Origin of the sequence: Flammeovirga sp. SJP92, assembly GCF_001583495.1 — a bacterium.
In the GTDB taxonomy this organism is placed as follows: Bacteria; Bacteroidota; Bacteroidia; order Cytophagales; family Flammeovirgaceae; genus Flammeovirga.
The window spans coordinates 170,460-189,526 of sequence record NZ_LQAQ01000098.1 but is presented as its reverse complement, the minus strand read 5'-3'; the positions used below and the strand labels follow the sequence as shown (position 1 = coordinate 189,526).

The 19,067-nt window shown below is 32.7% G+C and carries 12 protein-coding genes; 8 read left to right on the top strand and 4 right to left on the bottom strand.

What is annotated here, in order from left to right; all coding sequences use genetic code 11:
• Positions 1 to 299 precede the first annotated feature (299 nt).
• Both queG and AVL50_RS24980 read right to left on the bottom strand, forming a co-directional pair.
• Entirely contained in the window at positions 300 to 1,238 is a 939-nt protein-coding gene (queG, locus tag AVL50_RS24985) for a tRNA epoxyqueuosine(34) reductase QueG (RefSeq protein WP_062619574.1), read from the bottom strand.
• Complete coding sequence (locus AVL50_RS24980) at positions 1,231 to 1,590, bottom strand: Hpt domain-containing protein (RefSeq protein ID WP_062619571.1); 360 nt, start codon at positions 1,588 to 1,590, stop codon at positions 1,231 to 1,233. The genes queG and AVL50_RS24980 overlap by 8 nt, the downstream gene beginning before the upstream one ends.
• 599 nt (positions 1,591 to 2,189) lie before the next feature.
• Between AVL50_RS24980 and AVL50_RS24975 the strand changes: the two genes are divergently transcribed.
• The 8 genes from AVL50_RS24975 (at position 2,190) to AVL50_RS24940 (ending at position 12,551) form a co-directional block, all read left to right on the top strand.
• Entirely contained in the window at positions 2,190 to 2,501 is a 312-nt protein-coding gene (locus AVL50_RS24975) for a DUF4286 family protein (protein WP_062619570.1), read from the top strand.
• A gap of 18 nt (positions 2,502 to 2,519) precedes the next feature.
• Positions 2,520 to 4,553, top strand: coding sequence for a thioredoxin family protein (locus AVL50_RS24970; RefSeq protein ID WP_062619569.1), 2,034 nt, complete (start codon positions 2,520 to 2,522; stop codon positions 4,551 to 4,553).
• A gap of 165 nt (positions 4,554 to 4,718) precedes the next feature.
• On the top strand, positions 4,719 to 5,660 hold the full coding sequence (locus AVL50_RS24965) for a polysaccharide biosynthesis/export family protein (protein ID WP_082796000.1): 942 nt from the start codon (positions 4,719 to 4,721) through the stop codon (positions 5,658 to 5,660).
• Between the two features lie 23 nt (positions 5,661 to 5,683).
• Positions 5,684 to 8,152, top strand: a complete 2,469-nt coding sequence (locus AVL50_RS24960; protein WP_062619565.1) for a polysaccharide biosynthesis tyrosine autokinase — start codon at positions 5,684 to 5,686, stop codon at positions 8,150 to 8,152.
• A gap of 87 nt (positions 8,153 to 8,239) precedes the next feature.
• Positions 8,240 to 9,013 (top strand): tyrosine-protein phosphatase, encoded by a 774-nt coding sequence (locus AVL50_RS24955; RefSeq protein ID WP_062619563.1) that lies wholly within the window; start codon positions 8,240 to 8,242, stop codon positions 9,011 to 9,013.
• 17 nt (positions 9,014 to 9,030) lie between these two features.
• Complete coding sequence (locus AVL50_RS24950; protein ID WP_062619561.1) at positions 9,031 to 10,008, top strand: NAD-dependent epimerase/dehydratase family protein; 978 nt, start codon at positions 9,031 to 9,033, stop codon at positions 10,006 to 10,008.
• 128 nt (positions 10,009 to 10,136) lie between these two features.
• The gene (locus AVL50_RS24945; protein ID WP_062619560.1) at positions 10,137 to 11,531 is read left to right on the top strand and encodes a tetratricopeptide repeat protein; all 1,395 of its coding nucleotides are present in this window, start codon (positions 10,137 to 10,139) and stop codon (positions 11,529 to 11,531) included.
• A gap of 249 nt (positions 11,532 to 11,780) precedes the next feature.
• Positions 11,781 to 12,551 (top strand): phosphosulfolactate synthase, encoded by a 771-nt coding sequence (locus AVL50_RS24940; RefSeq protein WP_062619662.1) that lies wholly within the window; start codon positions 11,781 to 11,783, stop codon positions 12,549 to 12,551.
• An 88-nt stretch (positions 12,552 to 12,639) separates the two neighbouring features.
• Here AVL50_RS24940 and AVL50_RS24935 read toward each other — a convergent pair whose 3' ends face one another.
• Positions 12,640 to 17,505, bottom strand: a complete 4,866-nt coding sequence (locus AVL50_RS24935) for a T9SS type A sorting domain-containing protein (RefSeq protein WP_062619558.1) — start codon at positions 17,503 to 17,505, stop codon at positions 12,640 to 12,642.
• Positions 17,506 to 17,700: 195 nt separating this feature from the next.
• Entirely contained in the window at positions 17,701 to 18,549 is an 849-nt protein-coding gene (locus tag AVL50_RS24930) for a flavin reductase family protein (protein WP_062619556.1), read from the bottom strand.
• Positions 18,550 to 19,067 lie beyond the last annotated feature (518 nt).

Genomic DNA, 19,067 nt, shown 5'->3' with positions numbered 1-19,067 from the left:
TCAAGACAACCAAGTAAAAACAAACCCGATCATGCTTGAATATACTAAGGTAATTCTCAATAAAGTGTCGTTTGACAGACACTTATTTTTAAAGGAGTTACGCAAATCTTTGGGAATCCTATCGATCAATGAGGTTCTATCTTTAAGATCATGGGGAAAATCCAATTTTCCAAAGTATGCCTTCACAATTCAGAACGAGTGCAACAAACATATTAATTCGTATGCACTAGTTGGCTAAAATACAACATACTCACTCACACAAAGAAATTACAATAGTGGTCACCTAAACCAGAAGGTGATCACTTTTTTTGTGCATACATAATATTTCTCTTCAAGCCTTCCAATTTTGTTCTCTTGACGGCTGACTTTCTGAAAATCTCTTTGAAGACCTCATCGGTGATTTCATTCCAATCATTTTTAGACATTTCTCCTAAATGATCATGAGGAGAAAACTCTGGGGTGCTGTGTGGTTTTGAAAAACGGTTCCACGGACAAACATCTTGACATATATCACAGCCAAAAATCCAGTCTTCCATTTTTCCCTGAAATTCCGTTGGGATTTGTTCTTTTAATTCAATCGTCAAATAGGAAATACATTTACTTCCATCAACAATACCTTTTTCTGGAATAGCATCTGTTGGACAAGCATCAATACATCTTGTACATGTTCCGCAGTAGTCTTTGATAGGAGCATCTTCTTGTAATTCTAAATCAATTATCAATTCAGCTAAAAAGAAGAAACTACCCATTTTTCTATTCAAAAGTAAGCTATGTTTGCCCACCCAGCCTAAACCTGCTTTTTTGGCCCAAGCTCTTTCCATAACAGGAGCTGAATCTACGAAAACTCTACCTTCTACTTCACCAATTTCAGCATTGATAAATTTCACAAGATCTTTGAGTTTTCTTTTTATCACATAATGGTAATCTTCTCCATAAGCATACTTTGCCACTTTGAAGTTTCCTTCTTGTGCTAAATCTTTTTCAGGGAAATAATTATAAGAAAGCATCACTACAGACTTTGCCCCCTCTACTAGCTTGGTAGGGTCTAATCTTTTATCAAAGTGATTGGCCATATATCCCATTTCGCCATGCATTCCTGCTTTAAGCCATTTTTCTAAAGGATCTGCTTCCTCTTCCAAAAAACCTGCTTTAGCAATTCCACATTCAGAAAAACCGAGTCTTTGTGCTTCTTCTTTTATTAATTTAGAATATTTTTCTTTCTGATTTACCTTATCCACAATGATTATTCAATGCATCTATGGACACTTTTCCACAATGCTCTATCTCATCAATAAAAGCATTATCAATGCGTGCCATACCTTCCGCTTCTTTTGTTATAAACTGAAGTCTAGTCGCACCTATTGTTCCTGCTATACCTTTTAAAGTATGTAACGATTGGAGGAGTAAAGTCTGATTATTTTCAGTTATACCTCCCCTCGCTTCAGAAATCAAATCATAAAAATCTCTTTGGAAACACTTTATGATCGATAGTTGCTGATATTCTTCTTGTGCAAAGGTCTTAATTTCTTCCCAAATCTTCATCTTTAATAAAGGAATAGTAAGGTATGTTTTAATAAAATTAGGTTTCATAGTCACTATTTCTTTACGATATGACTAATACTCCGTTTTAGTTCCCATGTAAGATCTTTTTTTATTTTAATATTTTGATTAAAATTTTCTTCAAAATGAAAAAGTGAAATAATACAACCCAAAAACAAAGTATTCTTTACATCATCAATCCTAAATTGAATTAAAAAGTTCCAATACTCCATTCAGTTATACATAAACATGACAAGTTTAAGCGTTATATCTAGCTTAGATCATACATATGAAAAACCTACAAAAGCTATATACGTAATTAATTACGCACTTCATTAGAGCATATACGTTGTATTACAACATAAGTCACATCAATGGATTACACTATTTCTTAGAATAAGTCAATAAAAATACACAACGTATTCATTTACGTTGTAAACAAAAGGAAATTTGTACAAGTAGCAAGGAAGTATTAACTATCAATTTTCACTCAATTGAATTGATATTTGTAGTCAATAAATTTCATTATTCATATAAATTAGGTGGTTTAGGAAATTTAATGATGATCCTGATTGTAATTAAATTGAAAAAGAATTTTAAAAAATAGTACATTATTACGATACTCTTTATTTTGCAAAAAATTACATACCATGATCATATATAATATCTCTTTTCATGTAGACGATGAAGTGCTTTCTACATGGAAAGAATGGATGAAAACTTATTTCATTCCAGAAGTAACAAATACCAAGTGCTTTAAAAGTCACAAACTGATGAAATTATTGTCTGAAAAAGCAGAAGCTACAGGAAGTAACTTTGCATTAATGCTTGATGTGGAAAGCTTATCTAATGCAGATCGCTTTATGAGACAACACGAACAAAGTTTGCATATCCAGCTCAAGCAGAAGTTCGGTGAGAAAGTAAGTCAGTTCCGCTCTGTATTAAGAGAAGAAACGATCTAAAACGATTTTTATAACAACATGAACACATTTTTTCGATCAATTTATCTAATAGGATTGTTCCTTATAGGAATAATATCTACTACAAACGCTCAATTGATTAACCCAGTCAAATGGAGTGCTGAACTTTCAAACAATTCGCCAAAAAAGGGAGAAGTTATTACTATCACTTATAAAGCGGAAATTAAAGAAGGTTGGTATCTCTATTCTTCAGATTTTGATCCTGACCTAGGACCAATGCTTACTGAAGTAGAATACACTTTAAACAATACATTTGAAGTTGCTGGAGAATTTACTCCTGTCAACCCAAAGAAAAAATATGATGAACTTTGGGAAGGTGATATCACTTATTTTAAAAAACATGGTGAATTCACTCAAACACTAAAAGTACTTGAAGTTCCTTTTAAAATTGAAACGAATATTTCTGGCCAAAGCTGTTCTGATGAAACGGGGCAATGTATTCCATTGGCCAAGAGTTTTGTTTTCGGTGATGCTAAAATTGCAAAAGTCGAAGAAGCTGTTGATTCAGAAGTAAAGAAAGAAGTAAAAGTAGAGCAAGTTGAAAAAGGTGAAATCAAAGCTGTTTCTTCAAGTGGACAAGACACTGAGGAAAGCTTATTTGGTTTTATGCTTTCAGCTTTCATATTTGGTCTTACAGCTATTTTTACTCCTTGTGTGTTCCCAATGATTCCATTGACGGTTTCATTTTTCACTAATCAGAGTGGAGGAAAGTCAAAGGCATTCTTATATGGTTTCTCAATTATTGCTATTTATGGTTTCTTTGGAGCTGTTTTAGCACCTCTCGCAGGAGACCCAAGTGTAGCTAATGCTATTTCAACACACTGGTTACCAAATATCCTTTTCTTTACAATTTTCATCGTTTTTGCGATGTCGTTCTTCGGTATGTTCGAAATCACAATGCCGAGTTCATTAGTAAATAAAATGGATAAACAATCGGACAAAGGTGGTTTAGGTGCCGTATTCTTCATGGCCTTTACATTAGTACTTGTTTCTTTTTCATGTACAGGTCCAATTGTAGGAACAATCTTGATTGAATCAGTAGGTGGAGCATACGTAAAACCTATCTTTGGTATGATTGCTTTTGCTTCAGCTTTTGCATTACCATTCACAATATTTGCCCTGTTCCCTGGTTTAATGAAAGGTCTTCCAAAGTCGGGAGGTTGGTTAAACTCAGTAAAAGTGGTACTAGGTTTTGTAGAATTAGCATTAGCTTTCAAATTCTTATCAACAGTAGATTTAGTATATCACTGGGGTGTTTTAGATAAAGATATCATGGTAGCGATTTGGATTGCTATTTCAATGATGTTAGGACTTTATTTATTAGGTAAAATCCGTTTACCGCATGATTCTCCGATGGACGTTATCAGCCCTCCAAGATTAATTTTAGCGACAATTGTATTCTCATTTGTGATTTATTTGATCCCTGGATTATTTGGTGCTCCATTGAAAATGCTTTCAGGTATTTTACCTCCACAAACACATCATACTTTTGATTTAAAATCGATTATCCGAGATGAAGTCGCTAACGCATCTATTGATGCTTCTTCAGAAAAACAGGATATGCTTTATCCAATCAAATACGGAGACATCTTCCATTTACCTCACGGTTTAAAAGGGTATTTTGATTATGATCAAGCGGTAGAAGCTTCTAAGAAATTTGGAAAGCCTATTTTCCTTGACTTTACGGGACATGGATGTGCCAACTGTCGTAAAATGGAAGACAATGTTTGGTCAGATCCTAGAGTATTAAAGCGTTTAAAAGAAGATTATATCATTCTTGCTTTATATGTAGATGACCCTACTAAATTACCAAAAGATGAATGGGTAACGTCAACATTTGATGGTAATGTGAAAAAGACAATTGGGGCAAAGAACTTTGACTTCCAAATCACGAAGTTCAACAGTAATGCACAACCTTATTATTGCCTGTTAAATGACAATGGTGATTTAATGATTCCTGCAAAAGCTTATGACTTAAATGTTGAAAACTTTATCAACTTCTTAGATGAAGGTGTAAAGTCATTTAAGAAATAAATCATTTAATAGATAGATTTTGGCCTACTCTTTGAAAATTGTTCAGAGAGTGGGCCTTTTTTATTACTTTTGGTTTTAAATTAATCCCATAAGGCAATATTGCCTATTTTTTTTACGCTTATTCGATTAAAATTTTCGCTAAATAAGCTATTGATGTAACTAAACATGAAACATTTCAAAAAGGTTATACAACAATATAATTTTCCATTTTTAATAACTCTACTTCTGTTAGTAAGCTTGTCTTCTTGTTCAATCAAAAAGAGTATTTTATTCAAAACAGATACAAGTATCAATGAGGAAGTTTTTCAAGATGCACAGCAATCTGCTCTTCATAACTATGTTATTAATGTAGATGATAGAATAGCAATGTCTGTTTTCACAAATAGTGGAGAGGCAATTGTTGATCCTAATGGAGATTATCTTCAACCAGACCAAGTTTTAAAGAAGAGTACTGAGGGAAATAACTTAAATGGTAATAATGCTAATATGTTAGAAAACCCAAATAGTGCTTTGAATATGAATTTAAGGCAGAATAATGATGAACCTAAAAATTATCTCGTTCAATCAGACAGCCTTGTTATACTTCCATTAATCGGAGCAATTAATCTAGTAGGGTTAACATTAGATGAGGCCAATAAAATACTAGCTGAAAAGTATAGTGAGTTTTATCTAGATCCTTATGTTGTTACAAACTATATCAATAAAAAAGTAATTGTAATGGGAGCTACAGGAGCGAATATCATTCCTCTACGCTCAGAACATATGACATTATTAGATGTCATTGCTCAAGCCACTTTAAGTGGACAAAATACTAGAGGAAATAACGGCGTTCCGGTTCAAAATGACATCATGGCTACCAATATCAGACTTATACGTCCCGATCCTGTCTATGGTTTGAACAAACCTGCTGTTCAGCTTGTTGATTTGAGTACTATTCAGGGAATGGCAAAAGCAAATTTAAATGTAATGCCTAATGACGTTATCTACATCGAACCGCGTAGAAAATCAGATACTAGAAACCTACAAGATTTAACGCTTCTAGTTAGTGTAGTCTCAAGTGTTGTATCATTATACTTACTGATTCAACAAATTTCTACTGGTAATTAATCATTAAAATAAAAAGTCTCTCAATGACTGATTTTGATAAAGAATTTGACGACTTCGATAGAGAAGATGGTAATATAGCAGATAGTATTGATTTTGATAAACTAGAATATGTTGTCAAGAAAAATATTGTCTGGGTCCTGTTATTGATTTCATTAACCACAATTTGTGCTTATCTATATATAAGATGGTCACCACGTATTTACGAGGCTACTACATTAAATCAGATTAAGCTAACTTCATCTTCCCAAGAATTTGCTGAAAAACTTGGTTTGATGAGTAATTCTCTAAATGATGGAAAATTAGAGAGTGAAATGGCTTTGATCACATCGGGTGTCACATACAATAGAATACTTGATTCATTGATTGATCTAAGATTGAGTTATTATTCTGTAGGTGAAATCAGAGATTCGGAACTCTTTGGAAAAAATCTCCCTTTTTCAATTACGTTTCCTTCAGGAAAATTACCTTTCCTACAGGATAAACCAATATTACTAAATTTTTCTGGAGATGGTAAAAGCTATCAACTAACTTACAATCAAGGTAAAAGTGTAGTCGAAGGAATATCAGGAAAACCATTATTCTTTGAAGGAGCTGATATTATCATCGAACCCAATTCTAAGTCTACAATAAATAATACCTTCTCTTTTGTTGTCAACTCAAGACCTTCACTTGTAAAGTTCTTGAAAAAAAATATTAGTGTGCAAGTTTTTAACCCTAAAGCTAACACTATCCAAATTTCTTTCACAGCTGGCAATAGAGAAAAGGCAATTGCAATTCTTCAATCCATCAACCTGGCTTACAGCCAACTATCTAGAGAAGGAAAGGCATTGGTATATGAAAGAGCTCTAGATTATTTATACAACCAAGCTGACTTGACAAGAGACTCTTTATCCCTTCAAGAAAAGAAGTTGAGAGAAATTAGCTACAATAAAGATTTATCATCCTACATGGATGCTGGTCCTATTGTAAATAATATTCAGGAGCTTGAAAAATCACTGAATGAACTGAAAGGAGAACGCAAGAAATACCAGAAATTAAGGCATTTCTTAGAAGCTGATAGCAGTATTGTATACATACAGGCTTATGCTACAATTCTTACAGATGGCAGTATTGCTTCTAACTTAAGTGAACTCGCTAAACTTGAAGTACAAGCAAATCGTATCAAAAACTCTTATACTGAAAGAACAGTTGCTAGCAATGCTAAACTAGAACTTTATAAGAAATTACGTTATGAAGTTGCTGAGTCTATAAAGTTTGCAGAAGAGTTTCTTACAGAGAATATCAGTGAATTACAAGGTGAAATTGGTAAACTGAAACATGTGTTTTATCAAAATATTGGTGGAGATCCTGATTTCAAAAAAATTGAGAAAAGAGTTGAAATCTATACAAACATCTTTGATCTTCTTACCAATAAGATGATTGAAGTGAGCATGGCTCAAGCAAGTACTATAGAAAGCTCTACTGTGATCAACTCACCAAACGCAAGCAAAACCCCCATCACACCAAAAATCATGATTGCTTATGGGATTGGTATAGTTGCAGGTATTTTTCTCTCTGTGATTCTTATTTTGATTGTATATATCAAAATGGACAAAATCAGTGGATTAAAACACTTAGAAAGAAGAACTACAATGCCTATTCTAGGTTTGATTCCAGAATATAATAAGGAAGAAATGCCCGTTTCTAAATTAGTTGTGTCTGGCGATCCAAAATCTACAATGAGTGAGGCTTTCAGGTCAGTGCGTACCAATTTGAACTTTATGATCACTGACAATGAAAATAAAGAGCAAAAGAAAGTCATATCTGTTACTTCTACTATCAGTGGTGAAGGTAAAACGTTTATCGGGTCCAACCTTGCAGGAATCATAGGAATGTCAGAACAGAAAGTTGTTATGGTTGACTTAGACCTCCGTAAACCTAAAGTACACCTTGCTTTTGGCGGGAATAACTACAAAGGTTCTTCTTCTATTCTTACAGGACAAAGTACAATAGAAGACTGTCTACAAAAAACGGATATTGACAACTTAAAATATATCAGTGCAGGACCAATACCTCCAAACCCTTCTGAATTGGTAATGTCCAATAATTTTTCGGTGTTCTTAGAGCAGTTGAAAAAAGAATTTGATGTCATTGTCCTTGACTCTCCTCCAATTGGCCTCGTTACAGACGGTATGATTATCATGCAACATGTGACTCATCCTATTTACATTATCAGAGCTGATTACTCTAAGGTTTCTTTCATTGATAATGCCAACAATCTTTATAAATCAGGAAAATTCAAGAATATATCTGTTATCCTAAACTCTGTTCCTGATAGAAGAAGCTATGGAGGATATGGCTACGGTTATGGTGCTATGTCTTACAATGCTGGCGGGTTCGGCTATGGTTACACCTACGGATATGAATCTGATATGAATCCTGAAGATGCCGCTTACTTTAATACTGTATCAGAACCTTTCTGGAAAAGAGTATTCAAAAAGAAGAAAAAATAATAATTCCTAAATCAAACAAAATAATACACTAAAAACGTAGTTCTATTTGTAGGTTTGTAATTATTCAATTGATATAAATAATTTGTTATGGGTTGGTTGTCTCGTCTTTTTTCAAAAAACAAAAAAAAAGAAACCAAGGAAGTTATCACAACTCCTCAAGGGCCAGAAATAACCATGGATATGCACGCCCATTTTTTACCTGAATTAGATGATGGTGCTTCCAGTTTGGATGAATCCATGGAAATCATAAAAGGGCTTCAGCAATTGGGGTATAAACACCTTGTGGCTACTCCGCATATCATGAGTGACTTTTATAAAAATACACCTGAAGGTATTGCCGAAAAAGTTGCACTTGTAAGAGAAGAAATCGCAAAAGAGAAAATGGATATAACCATTGAGTTTGCCGCCGAGTATTACCTTGATGATGGTTTTCTTTTAAACTTAAGAAACAAAAAGCCTTTTCTTACTTTTGGTAAAAAATATCTTCTAGTCGAAACATCATTTATAAATCCTTGTTTATTTATTGATGAAGCAATCTTCATGGCAATATCACAAGGATACCAGCCTATAATTGCACATCCTGAAAGATATACTTATGTTTTTGATGATTATGAGGAAATTGTAAGATGGAAAAGCTTGGGTGCTTTACTTCAAATCAATGCTCTTTCTTTAATGGGATATTACTCCTCTAGGTCAAAAGCTATTGCTGAAAGGTTGATTGATGATAACCTCGTTGATTTTATAGGAACTGATTCTCATAAACCAAAACATATTGATGGGTTAAAAAAGGTTTTGAAATCCTCATATTATTATAAATCATTAGGTTTGAACCTTAAAAACAATCAAATTGCAACATTTTAAAAGAAACGTATAAAAGTTTGTCACTACTAGGGAAAAAAGTTTTTGTAACTGGGGGAACCGGTTTTGTAGGAGGATATATCATTCAGGCACTGCTCAAAGAAGGAGCTCAAATTGTGGCAATGAATGGTGTTCAAAATGATAAATCTTTTCTTAAAAATGAAAACGATCAAATAGAGTGGGTAGATGTCCACCTTTTAGACCCTAGTCAACTTTCTGATGTACTGAAAGAGGTAGAATACATTGTTCATGCCGCTTCCATTGTTTCTTTTAATACATCCAGAGAGGAACTGCGTGCTGTGAATGTAGAAGGCACTGCCAACCTTGTCAACATTGCTTTACAATCCAACATTAAAAAATTTATTTTCATAAGTTCTATTGCGGCACTTGGTATTCCTGAGTTTGGTGACCAAATTAATGAGGAATCAAAATGGACAGGAGAAAAGGGGATGTCGCAATATGCGATATCAAAATACAATGCTGAGCAAGAAGTTTGGAGAGGTTATAGAGAAGGGCTAGACATGGTAATTTTGAATCCTTCTGTCATCTTTGGAGTTGGTGATTTCAAAAGAAGCAGCTTATCCATTTTGAATTATATTAAGGAAGGAGTGAAGTTTTACCCTAGCGGTCTTTTCTCTTCTGTAGATGTAAGAGATGTTTCTCAAAGTGTGGTCAATGCATTGAGACTTCCAATTACGGGTGAGCGATTCATTTTGAATGCGTCTAACCTTCCTTTTAAAGAGGCTTTAACGATCATCAGCAAACAACTGAATGTAAATCCACCAGTCAAAAGCATATCACGCTCTACTGTGATGTTTCTTTATTATATCAAAAAGATCTTTTCTATTTTCAGTAGTAAACAAAATGCTCTCACAAAAGATCTTATCAATACATTGTTTTCTACCTATCAATATCAAAACATAAAGGCAATAGAAAAACTTGATATCAGGTTCTATTCACTTGAGGAAACAATGCTGTGGATTAATTCAAACCAATAGAAGTATACCTATATCTATTAACATAATTAATCCCCTTAAATTCAATTCACATAAATAGAAGTCTATTAACAACTTTACATTATATTTATTGCGATATTGTATAGAACTTTCTATTTAAAAACTTCAATATGCCCGATAGTCAAAATAACATACAAAGTGCTTTAGAAAAATTTGAATTGATGGAAAAGGAGGGAAGAGTAGAATTTTTTGACCTAAGTACATTTGAAGATATCATTGAACACTATTTCGTCAATTTTAATATCAATAAAGCACTTAAAGCATGCGAGGTAGCCAATAGTGTTTATCCATTTTCCAGTACGATAAAAGTACTTCAAGCAAGGATACTGGCCTTTTCAGGTGATTATTCTAATGCTTTTGCCGCTATTAATGAAGCCGCACAAATTGCACCAACAGACTTCAATGTCTTATTTCATAAAGGGTCTCTACATTCTATTGTTGGCGAAGTAGAAAAAGCCATCAGCAGTTTTGAGACCGCCTTGCCCTATGCAGAAAACCCTGCCGATATTTATTATAACATTGGTATAACACTTCAGTCCATCAATGAATTTGAGAAAGCGGTAGAAGCCTTTAAAAAATCCATTGAAAGTGACATGTCTCATGAAAATACAATTTATGAACTAGTGGATTGCTGTGTACAGCTTAATCAAACGGAAGAGCTTCACAACTTCCTTCAACAGTTTGTTGATAAAGATCCCTACAATACTGATGCGTGGTATAATTTGGGAATTTACTTCAGTCAGATTAAAGAATACAATGATGCGCTAAAGGCATTTGAATATGCTATTTTAATTGATGACACCTTTGAGAGTGCTCACATGCAAACAGGGCATTGTCATATGAACCTCAAGGAATATGCTGAAGCTTTTAGAGCCTATCTTGAAGCTTTGCAAAATACTGAGGAACCAACAGCCGAACTGTATTGTCACTTGGGTGCTTCAGCTGAACTGATGAAGGACTACAACGTTGGTATTCGTTACTTCAAGAAGGCCATAGAAGTTGATGAGAATTATGATGAAGCATGGTTTGGAATAGGAGAAAATCATCGATTATTGGGCAATTATCTAGAAGCCACTCATTATTTGAGTAAAGCTGTAAAGCTGAATAAATTTTATGATGAATACTGGTTTTCCTTAGCATTGGCTGAAACTGCATTGGGCAATTTGAGTTCAGGTATAGAAGCTTTTGAAGAGACTTGTAGAATCAATCCACACAGATCTAAAGCATGGATAGAATGGTCTATGGTTTATTATAATGAGAATGAAACCGAAGAAGCTATCAATGTATTGAAAAGAGCACTTGATCACTTAGAGGGCAATCATTCCATTCATTATAGACTTGCAGGATATTATATGCTGTTTGGAAAACTAAAGGATGCATACAAACATATTGAGGTAGCATTAAAGCTTAACTATGATGCTCACACTGAATTAGTTGATTTCATTCCTAATAACACAGTGAAGAAAATCCTAGAATCAGCGATTTTAAGTTTCAAAAAGAAGTAATTTTTAGTGTCTAAAATACATTAATATTCATTTTTGACCCTTTTTTACATTCATTTTTGAGTCCTATCCCTCATTATTGATAATTAGCATTAATATTTCATTTTTTTAACAAAAATATACACTATAAGCGATTCAGTTTTACGAAATTGCGCCTCGTCTTATTGTGTATAATGTTTGAATATACTTAGTAAGCAATTAAAAATGTATCGACGAGAGAAGTCGGTTTTTTTTATTTCAAATCGTCCGATGATGAATTACGTTTTAAATAATCTTCCTGAAAGAAGTGCTAAACCAAGAAACAAAGGTTTAACAATGGCAATGGATAAAGGTATGTCTTTACGTGAAGTAGAAGACGTCTTGTCTACATCAGGAGATTACATTGATATAGTAAAGTTAGGATGGGCTACTTCTTATGTAACTCCTCAGCTTCAAGATAAAATCAACCTTTATAAAGAAGCGGGTATCAACGTTTACTTAGGTGGTACTTTATTTGAAGCTTTTGTTATCCGTAACCAATTCGAAGACTACTTAAGAGTTTTAGATAAATTCGGTTTAGAATTCGCAGAAGTTTCTGATGGATCTATGGATATGGCTCATGATGTAAAATGCGAATACATCAACAAATTATCAAAACAAGTAACTGTTCTTTCAGAAGTAGGTTCTAAAGACGCTGAGAAAATTATTCCTCCATACAAGTGGATCGAATTGATGCGTGCTGAATTAGATGCCGGAGCTTGGAAAGTAATCGGTGAAGCTCGTGAAGGTGGTAACGTTGGTTTGTTCCGTTCTTCGGGTGAAGTTAGATCTGGTTTAGTAGAAGAGATTTTAACCCAAATCCCTTATGAAAATATCATATGGGAAGCTCCACAAAAAGCACAACAAGTTTGGTTTATCAAGTTGATCGGCACAAACGTGAACCTTGGTAATATCGCTCCTAAAGAAGTTATTCCTTTAGAAACTATTCGTTTAGGTTTAAGAGGCGATACATTCCACGACTTCTTAAACGAAGGTTGGAAGTAAGCTAATTTTATACAAAAAAATCCCTCTTACAGACAAGATGCTGTAAGAGGGATTTTTTGTTTCGGTCTCTTTTATTTCAAATTGCGTTTTATTTTACAATTAGTGTTTTAGAAGTTACACCTTTGCTCGTAGCAATTTTAAGGATGTAAATTCCTTTATTCAAACCACCAATATTGATTGTACTGTCAGTAGTACTACCTACTTTTTGCCCAGCTGCAGTAAATATTTCTACTTGAGAAATCAATGCTGCTTCAGAAGCAATATTTACTACATCTGTAGCAGGGTTTGGATATAGAAGCAATTGTCCAGGAAGTAAATCATCAATACTATTGATACTTCCTACTTTTACATCTACTTTGATTTCAACAGTTCTACCTGTATAAGTAATGCCATATTCATTTACTCCTTCAGGAATAACAACTGTAAGTACTAATTCTCCAACCTCATTTAGGGTTAGGGTATTTCCTTCTAAAGATGCTACAGTTCCAGAAGTTGAAAGTATCATGTCTTCTGTACCTTTTGTAAATACAATATCAAAAGTAGGGTGATCTTCCATAAATAACTCTGAAGGAATATTATGCTCAAGAGTTGGCGAATAAAAGCTAAACTCATCTTTATATTTTACCCATTCATTTTCGATAGTACTCCATTGCTGAGGATATCTTTCATTATAAAGATTATGTCTGAACTCTTTCCAATCCATTAGTTCCTCACTCCATGTATACTCTATATTATCATAGTAAAATCTTTTTACAGAAGGTAAGAACTCTTCAATAGTTTCATCATATAAGTTTATGATAGAATATGATTCCTCCCAATTATTCCAATTGTCAAAACGTTCTTCGATTCTTATTTTTTTCCATTCTTCATCAATATAGTCCTCATATAAGTATTCCGTATATCTCGAACCATCTATATTTATTTCCTCAATATTAGTCTCCCTTTGGTATGGTATCCAATCTTCATCTTCAATCCATGAGTACCTTATTATTATTGATTGATCCTTAAATATTTCGGTTCGATATGCACCTTCCCAAAGATCTATTTGTTTAAGGTATACATATCTTTCAAAGATTGATGAATTTTCTGTGTAATGAGTAATTTCTCTTTCTACTCCAAACCAGTTCTCTGTTTCTGGGTTCCAGCTTTCCACCTCTAAAACATTTTTTGTCATTACACCTTGAGTATTAGATGAAGTCTGAGATAGGTTTTTTCTATAATATTCCCAATCTGAAATATCATAACTCCAATAAGAATTGATAGTAACGTTTTTATCTCCTTCAATCGAGTACTCTTCCTTATTATATCCAAACCATTCATTCTTATTGATATCATATCTGTAGCTGATATTTGAAATAATATTTCCTTCTTCATCATAAGAATAATCGTAAGCATATGAACCAACCCACTGATCATTTTCCCAATTATAGCTTTCATAGTTATAATACTTTCTTATTCCATTATCATGATATAAAGTATAGTCAATTGATTTATAATAACCTACCCAATCCCCCTTATCAGAAGACCAATCATATCTTGCATATCCGATTTTATCTCCGTCTTCATTGAAAAACTCTTCCTGTCTTCTTTGATTAACCCATTCACTCCCATTCCAACTTTGTTCTATATCATCTGTGGTAGTATCATCTGTTTTTGTTTTCAAATAGTTATCTTCTTCTACAAAGTTTCCGTTGATATCTAAACTATATGTCATAACACCCATTTGTATTCCATCAACAAAAGTGTATTCAAACTTTTCATAAAGTTCCCATTCAGGATTTGAATAACTTCCAGTATTCTTATAGTAAATACGACTCTTCAGAACGTTATCTACAGAATCCTCGATCACTTTATAACTACTATTAGACCAATATCCTGCTTCAGAATTATATTTTAAACCATAGAATTCCCACTCACTACTTACTCTTTCATCAAAGTGTTTCTCATATAAACTCATTTGGGAATTAGATGGATATACAAAATCTACATACTCTTCTTTCAGAGTATAGTTATGTTTATTATCTGTATATGTTTCTCGTCTAATTGAATTTATTACTTCTGCTTTATTAGAAGCAAAAGTGATATACTCTGTAATATTACCTATTTCTTGATATTCTTGATAGCTGTCTGAAACCCATTCATTTTCTGAGAAGTTGAATGTTTCATAACTATAATCTGTACTGTTAGTGAAATTCCATTCTTCCTTATAGTTATTGACATAATCATTTTCTACTGAATCCCACAGCATTTGTATCTCCGATTTTTTTTGACCCAGATCGTTATAGGAATAATATCTTTTATTCATTTTTACCCAATTAGCATCACTCCAAGAGAAAAACTCTTGTGTTAACAATTGATTCTCATCCGATTTTTCATACTCACGTTTATAACCATATGTATACTTTTCTCCATCCCAATTACTAAAATAGATATAAACTATTATGAAATTATTATCATTATACGCATACTCATACACACTATTATTTAGCCATTCATCAGTAGTTCTATTCCAATTAAAAGTTTGTTGCTTAATTATATTTCCATTATTGTCATAGTTGTATTCATACTTTGTTCCATAGATAGAAGTTTCACTATCCATGTTTCTTAAATAATGATTTGTTACAAGTAATCCTTCGTCATTGAATGATTCTATTGATTCATAATTTTGCACCCAAGCATCTTCTACCCAATCATAATTTTTACTTGTTGTAATTGAATATGAATAGTGAGGATGATTGAATTCTTTCTCGTATTTATACCCATAAGTATATGTATCATCAATGCCTCCCGATTGAAACATCTCTAAGGTTTTAGAATAACTACTATTTCTGTGATATACATTTTCTTCTCTGTAACTTGAATACCCCTCAATATGTGCAGTTACTTTCTCAACCCATACTTTTCCATCCTCATGATAAGACATTGTCTTCGTGGTTGATTTCTCCCAACCTTCATCTACAACAAGATAATCTTCTGAAAGAGTTAATCTATTTTGTTCATCTTTTTTAATGATTTTTTTTGAATAACCAACCCAAGCGTTATTTATCCATTCTTCTTCAATAGTCTCTTCCCTACCGTCCTCATGAAAAGTATTCAATGTCTGGTTAGTATTTACCCATTCATCATTAACAACTCCATAAGTAATCATTGATATCATTCTATCCCTTAGATCATATGTGGAAGTATATTTCGATGCCTTTTCCCAAACATTGTCATTAGCCCTATAATACTCAAAAGACAAAACATTACCATTTGAATCATACATTCTATGGTTTTTTACATTTTTTGACCACTCTCCATCTTCTGTTTCTCCATAGTAATCCTCCATTAATGTAATAAAATCATTCTCATCGTATTCATTAATAACCTTACTTACCTTTTCCCATTTTTCAACTTCTACATTATACTCTTGATAAGCGTTCAATATCTGACGACCTAATTCGTCAAAAGCATAAGTTCTTTTCCAATCAGCAACAAAATCATCATTCACAAAGTCATATCTAGTTCTTTCTGTTTTGAAACCTTCCTCAAATAGATCTTCATATTTGTATTCTACTACAAAATCCATTTTTGAAGGTACCCATTTATAAAAAATTTCTGATGTTATGTTACCTTGATAATCATATTCGTAATTTTTCTTTGTTTCACCTACCCAATCTTCAATAGAATGATTCCAATTATATATCACTTCAGATAAATACCTACCATCTTCATTATATTCAAAGACTCTTTTTTGATCTAATGTTAATTCCTTGTAGAAACCATTCTTGTAATAATCTCTTTCTTTTCGGACTGTAGTGAATGTGTTTCCATCAATTTCAGTTTCCTCTTCATACCAAACAAACCATTCATCCAAAACTTTTGAATAATCAAGCCTTTGATAGAAGACTTGATTTCCATCCTCGTCATATTCTACATTATATGCATATCCCCAACCTACATAAGCATTTACTTTTTCATTATAATTTATACTCTTGTAAGAAAGATCTCTCCATTCTTCATCAAACTCTATTTCTACCTTAGAGATAGGCATCATTTCCCCTGTATTATTATCTCTTTCTTCATAGACTAATGTATAGCTAAAGTCTGAGTCCCAAGTATAAGACCTTTCTAACAATAATGTCTTTTCTCCATTAGGAAAATCATACGTTTTTTGATTAGTAATATAATTATTTTCACTTCTTTCAATCTCAACAAATTCAACAGTTTCCCAAGTATTAGAAGAAGTGAGATCTTGAGTTGTATAAGTTTCGATGAAATCATTTTGATCATAAGAACGAAGCTTTCTACCAACTAATACAGAATCACCATTCAAATCATACTCATAAATTAGTGTTGAGTCATTACGCAATGATAAAGTAGGATCTTCAGACATCACTCTTCCATTTGAAAGCAAGTCTTTCAATTCTTTTCTGCTTTGAACAAGCAACTGCTCTTCACTTATTTTTGTATTAATATTTGAATCAAATTCTTTTTCATTCTCTTTATTGTCAGTGCCCACCAATGCTTCTTTCTTAACCCATTGTGATCTTTGAAGGTTAAAAGTCTTTTGTCGCTTTTCAGGTAAGTGACTGATAAAAGATTCTGTCAAGGTGAAAGGAAGTTCTTTTTCTTCATTACTCCCTTTGAATGTAACTTTTTCCTCAGCTCTTTTCTTTAGTAGTGTTTTTTCTAAGCCTTTAAGCTCTTGAAAAGTAGAGAATGCTGATTTCTGAGACGCTGTCAATTGAATTGAAGATAATGCTTCCTTCTTTTTAGCTTCTTTTCTTGTAGAGTCAGCTTTGTACTTCTTCTCTAATTCAGCTTCAAGCAATTCTTTCTCTTGCTCTTTTTTTTGTTTTGTTTGCTCTAAAACATTAACACTAATCGGTGTTTGTTCAGGTAATTTTTTGTCCTGAGCATATGTAAATGCAGGGACAAAAACTCCCAATAACAGTAGTTTTCTAAAGTTCATTTGTAAAAATTGAAGATTTGATAAAATATATAGTCTTTTTGTATGGACTCAAAAATTGATATTACGCTAAATAATTTAGCATCATTTTATACACTTTAAGTAATGAATACAATAATTGCTTATTGATACCAAATTAAGATATTATATATATATATACAGTATTACATGTATCTTTTAACATTTATATTTTATTTACTAACTCAACAAAACCTTCCAAGCTTCCTCCACCATTCCTTTATCTAATAGCTTTCCTGCTAAAATGTGATTGTTTTCTCTTGACTCCATCATAGGAACCTCTATATGTTCTAATGATTCAATGGATGGAATTGCTTCTATGTTTGCAAGTTTTGCTAATTGATTCCCTGTCAATATTTCACTTTCAACGATATGTAAGGGTAATTGATCTATACCAATTCCTTTTTTCCTGATTGGCTTCTCAATACTCATCAAGGCATCGCCTGAAGCTCTTACATAATAGTTTCCTCCCATTCTTCCCATCAAGTCTAATTTGGCACCTTCTATCATGCCATTATCATCTAATATGTTCTCATCGGCATGTATTCTGATCACTTCACATATAACCAAATTACCTGCACCTCCTTCTTGTCCCATTTCAATAACTTGCTGAAGCTTACATTCAAACTGTACGGGCGACTCTTTCACTCTTGGTGCTTTTACATCTAGAGATGGAAGTTCTGTCAAACCAGATTTAATAAATTCATTAATGCCTTTATCGTACTCGGTACTGGAAAGTGACATTTGTTCTACAATAGTGTATGGTACAATGTTAACTACACACTCTTTGGTCTGTAAAATGTTTTCCAAAGTATGCTTAACGGTATTACCTCTCACTCTTCTTGTGGGTGAAAATAGCAAAATTGGTGGGTTGGCTCCAAAAAAATTAAAACAGCTATAAGGACTTAAGTTAACATTGCCTTCATCATCAATTGTACTTACAAAAGCAATTGGACGAGGGGCAATAGCATTTAAAAGGTAACCATGCATCTGTGCTGTAGTTACGTCTGAAGGAGTAAAAGTTTTCATGTGTTTATTGGTGTTTAATATGATAACTTGAAAGTATCAGTAATCCTCTATTTCTCAAAGTAAAATTTCATTTTTTTGAGCTTTTAAAGCTAAATCAATAGTTAACTTTATATTTACACACTTTATATATTTGTAATTTCAAATACACTATTATTTGCTAAAACAAATGTATAAAAAACAAGAATAAGGAATACTCAGTACTCATTTTTAAGTAGTTAATGTAACAATTAAAAATTCAATCTTCGCTAACCTGTAAAATTGATTACAAATTTTAAGATTCTAATTTATAAAGAATTATTTATTTGCATAACCAAATATAACAAAGAATAGTATTTCACTTTCAACCTACTCAAATTTAAAATTTCAATTTTAAATATTGGAAGTTATTTTTTTCGTAATTCACTGATTTGTAGTTAATAAAGAGGAATCTAAATGGAAAGAAAAAAACGACTATTTGATTAACATCAAACTAAATTGGTTTTATTACCTAAAAATGACTTTGTAACGTGTAATTCACC

Bases quoted from the DNA above. Each gene is read 5' to 3' on its own strand.
- AVL50_RS24970 (WP_062619569.1), top strand. From the start codon at position 2,520: ATGAACACATTTTTTCGATCAATTTATCTAATAGGATTGTTCCTTATA.
- AVL50_RS24960 (WP_062619565.1), top strand. From the start codon at position 5,684: ATGACTGATTTTGATAAAGAATTTGACGACTTCGATAGAGAAGATGGT.
- AVL50_RS24955 (WP_062619563.1), top strand. From the start codon at position 8,240: ATGGGTTGGTTGTCTCGTCTTTTTTCAAAAAACAAAAAAAAAGAAACC.
- AVL50_RS24965 (WP_082796000.1), top strand. From the start codon at position 4,719: ATGAAACATTTCAAAAAGGTTATACAACAATATAATTTTCCATTTTTA.
- AVL50_RS24975 (WP_062619570.1), top strand. From the start codon at position 2,190: ATGATCATATATAATATCTCTTTTCATGTAGACGATGAAGTGCTTTCT.
- AVL50_RS24935 (WP_062619558.1), bottom strand. From the start codon at position 17,505: ATGAACTTTAGAAAACTACTGTTATTGGGAGTTTTTGTCCCTGCATTT.
- AVL50_RS24980 (WP_062619571.1), bottom strand. From the start codon at position 1,590: ATGAAACCTAATTTTATTAAAACATACCTTACTATTCCTTTATTAAAG.
- AVL50_RS24930 (WP_062619556.1), bottom strand. From the start codon at position 18,549: ATGAAAACTTTTACTCCTTCAGACGTAACTACAGCACAGATGCATGGT.
- AVL50_RS24940 (WP_062619662.1), top strand. From the start codon at position 11,781: ATGAATTACGTTTTAAATAATCTTCCTGAAAGAAGTGCTAAACCAAGA.
- AVL50_RS24945 (WP_062619560.1), top strand. From the start codon at position 10,137: ATGCCCGATAGTCAAAATAACATACAAAGTGCTTTAGAAAAATTTGAA.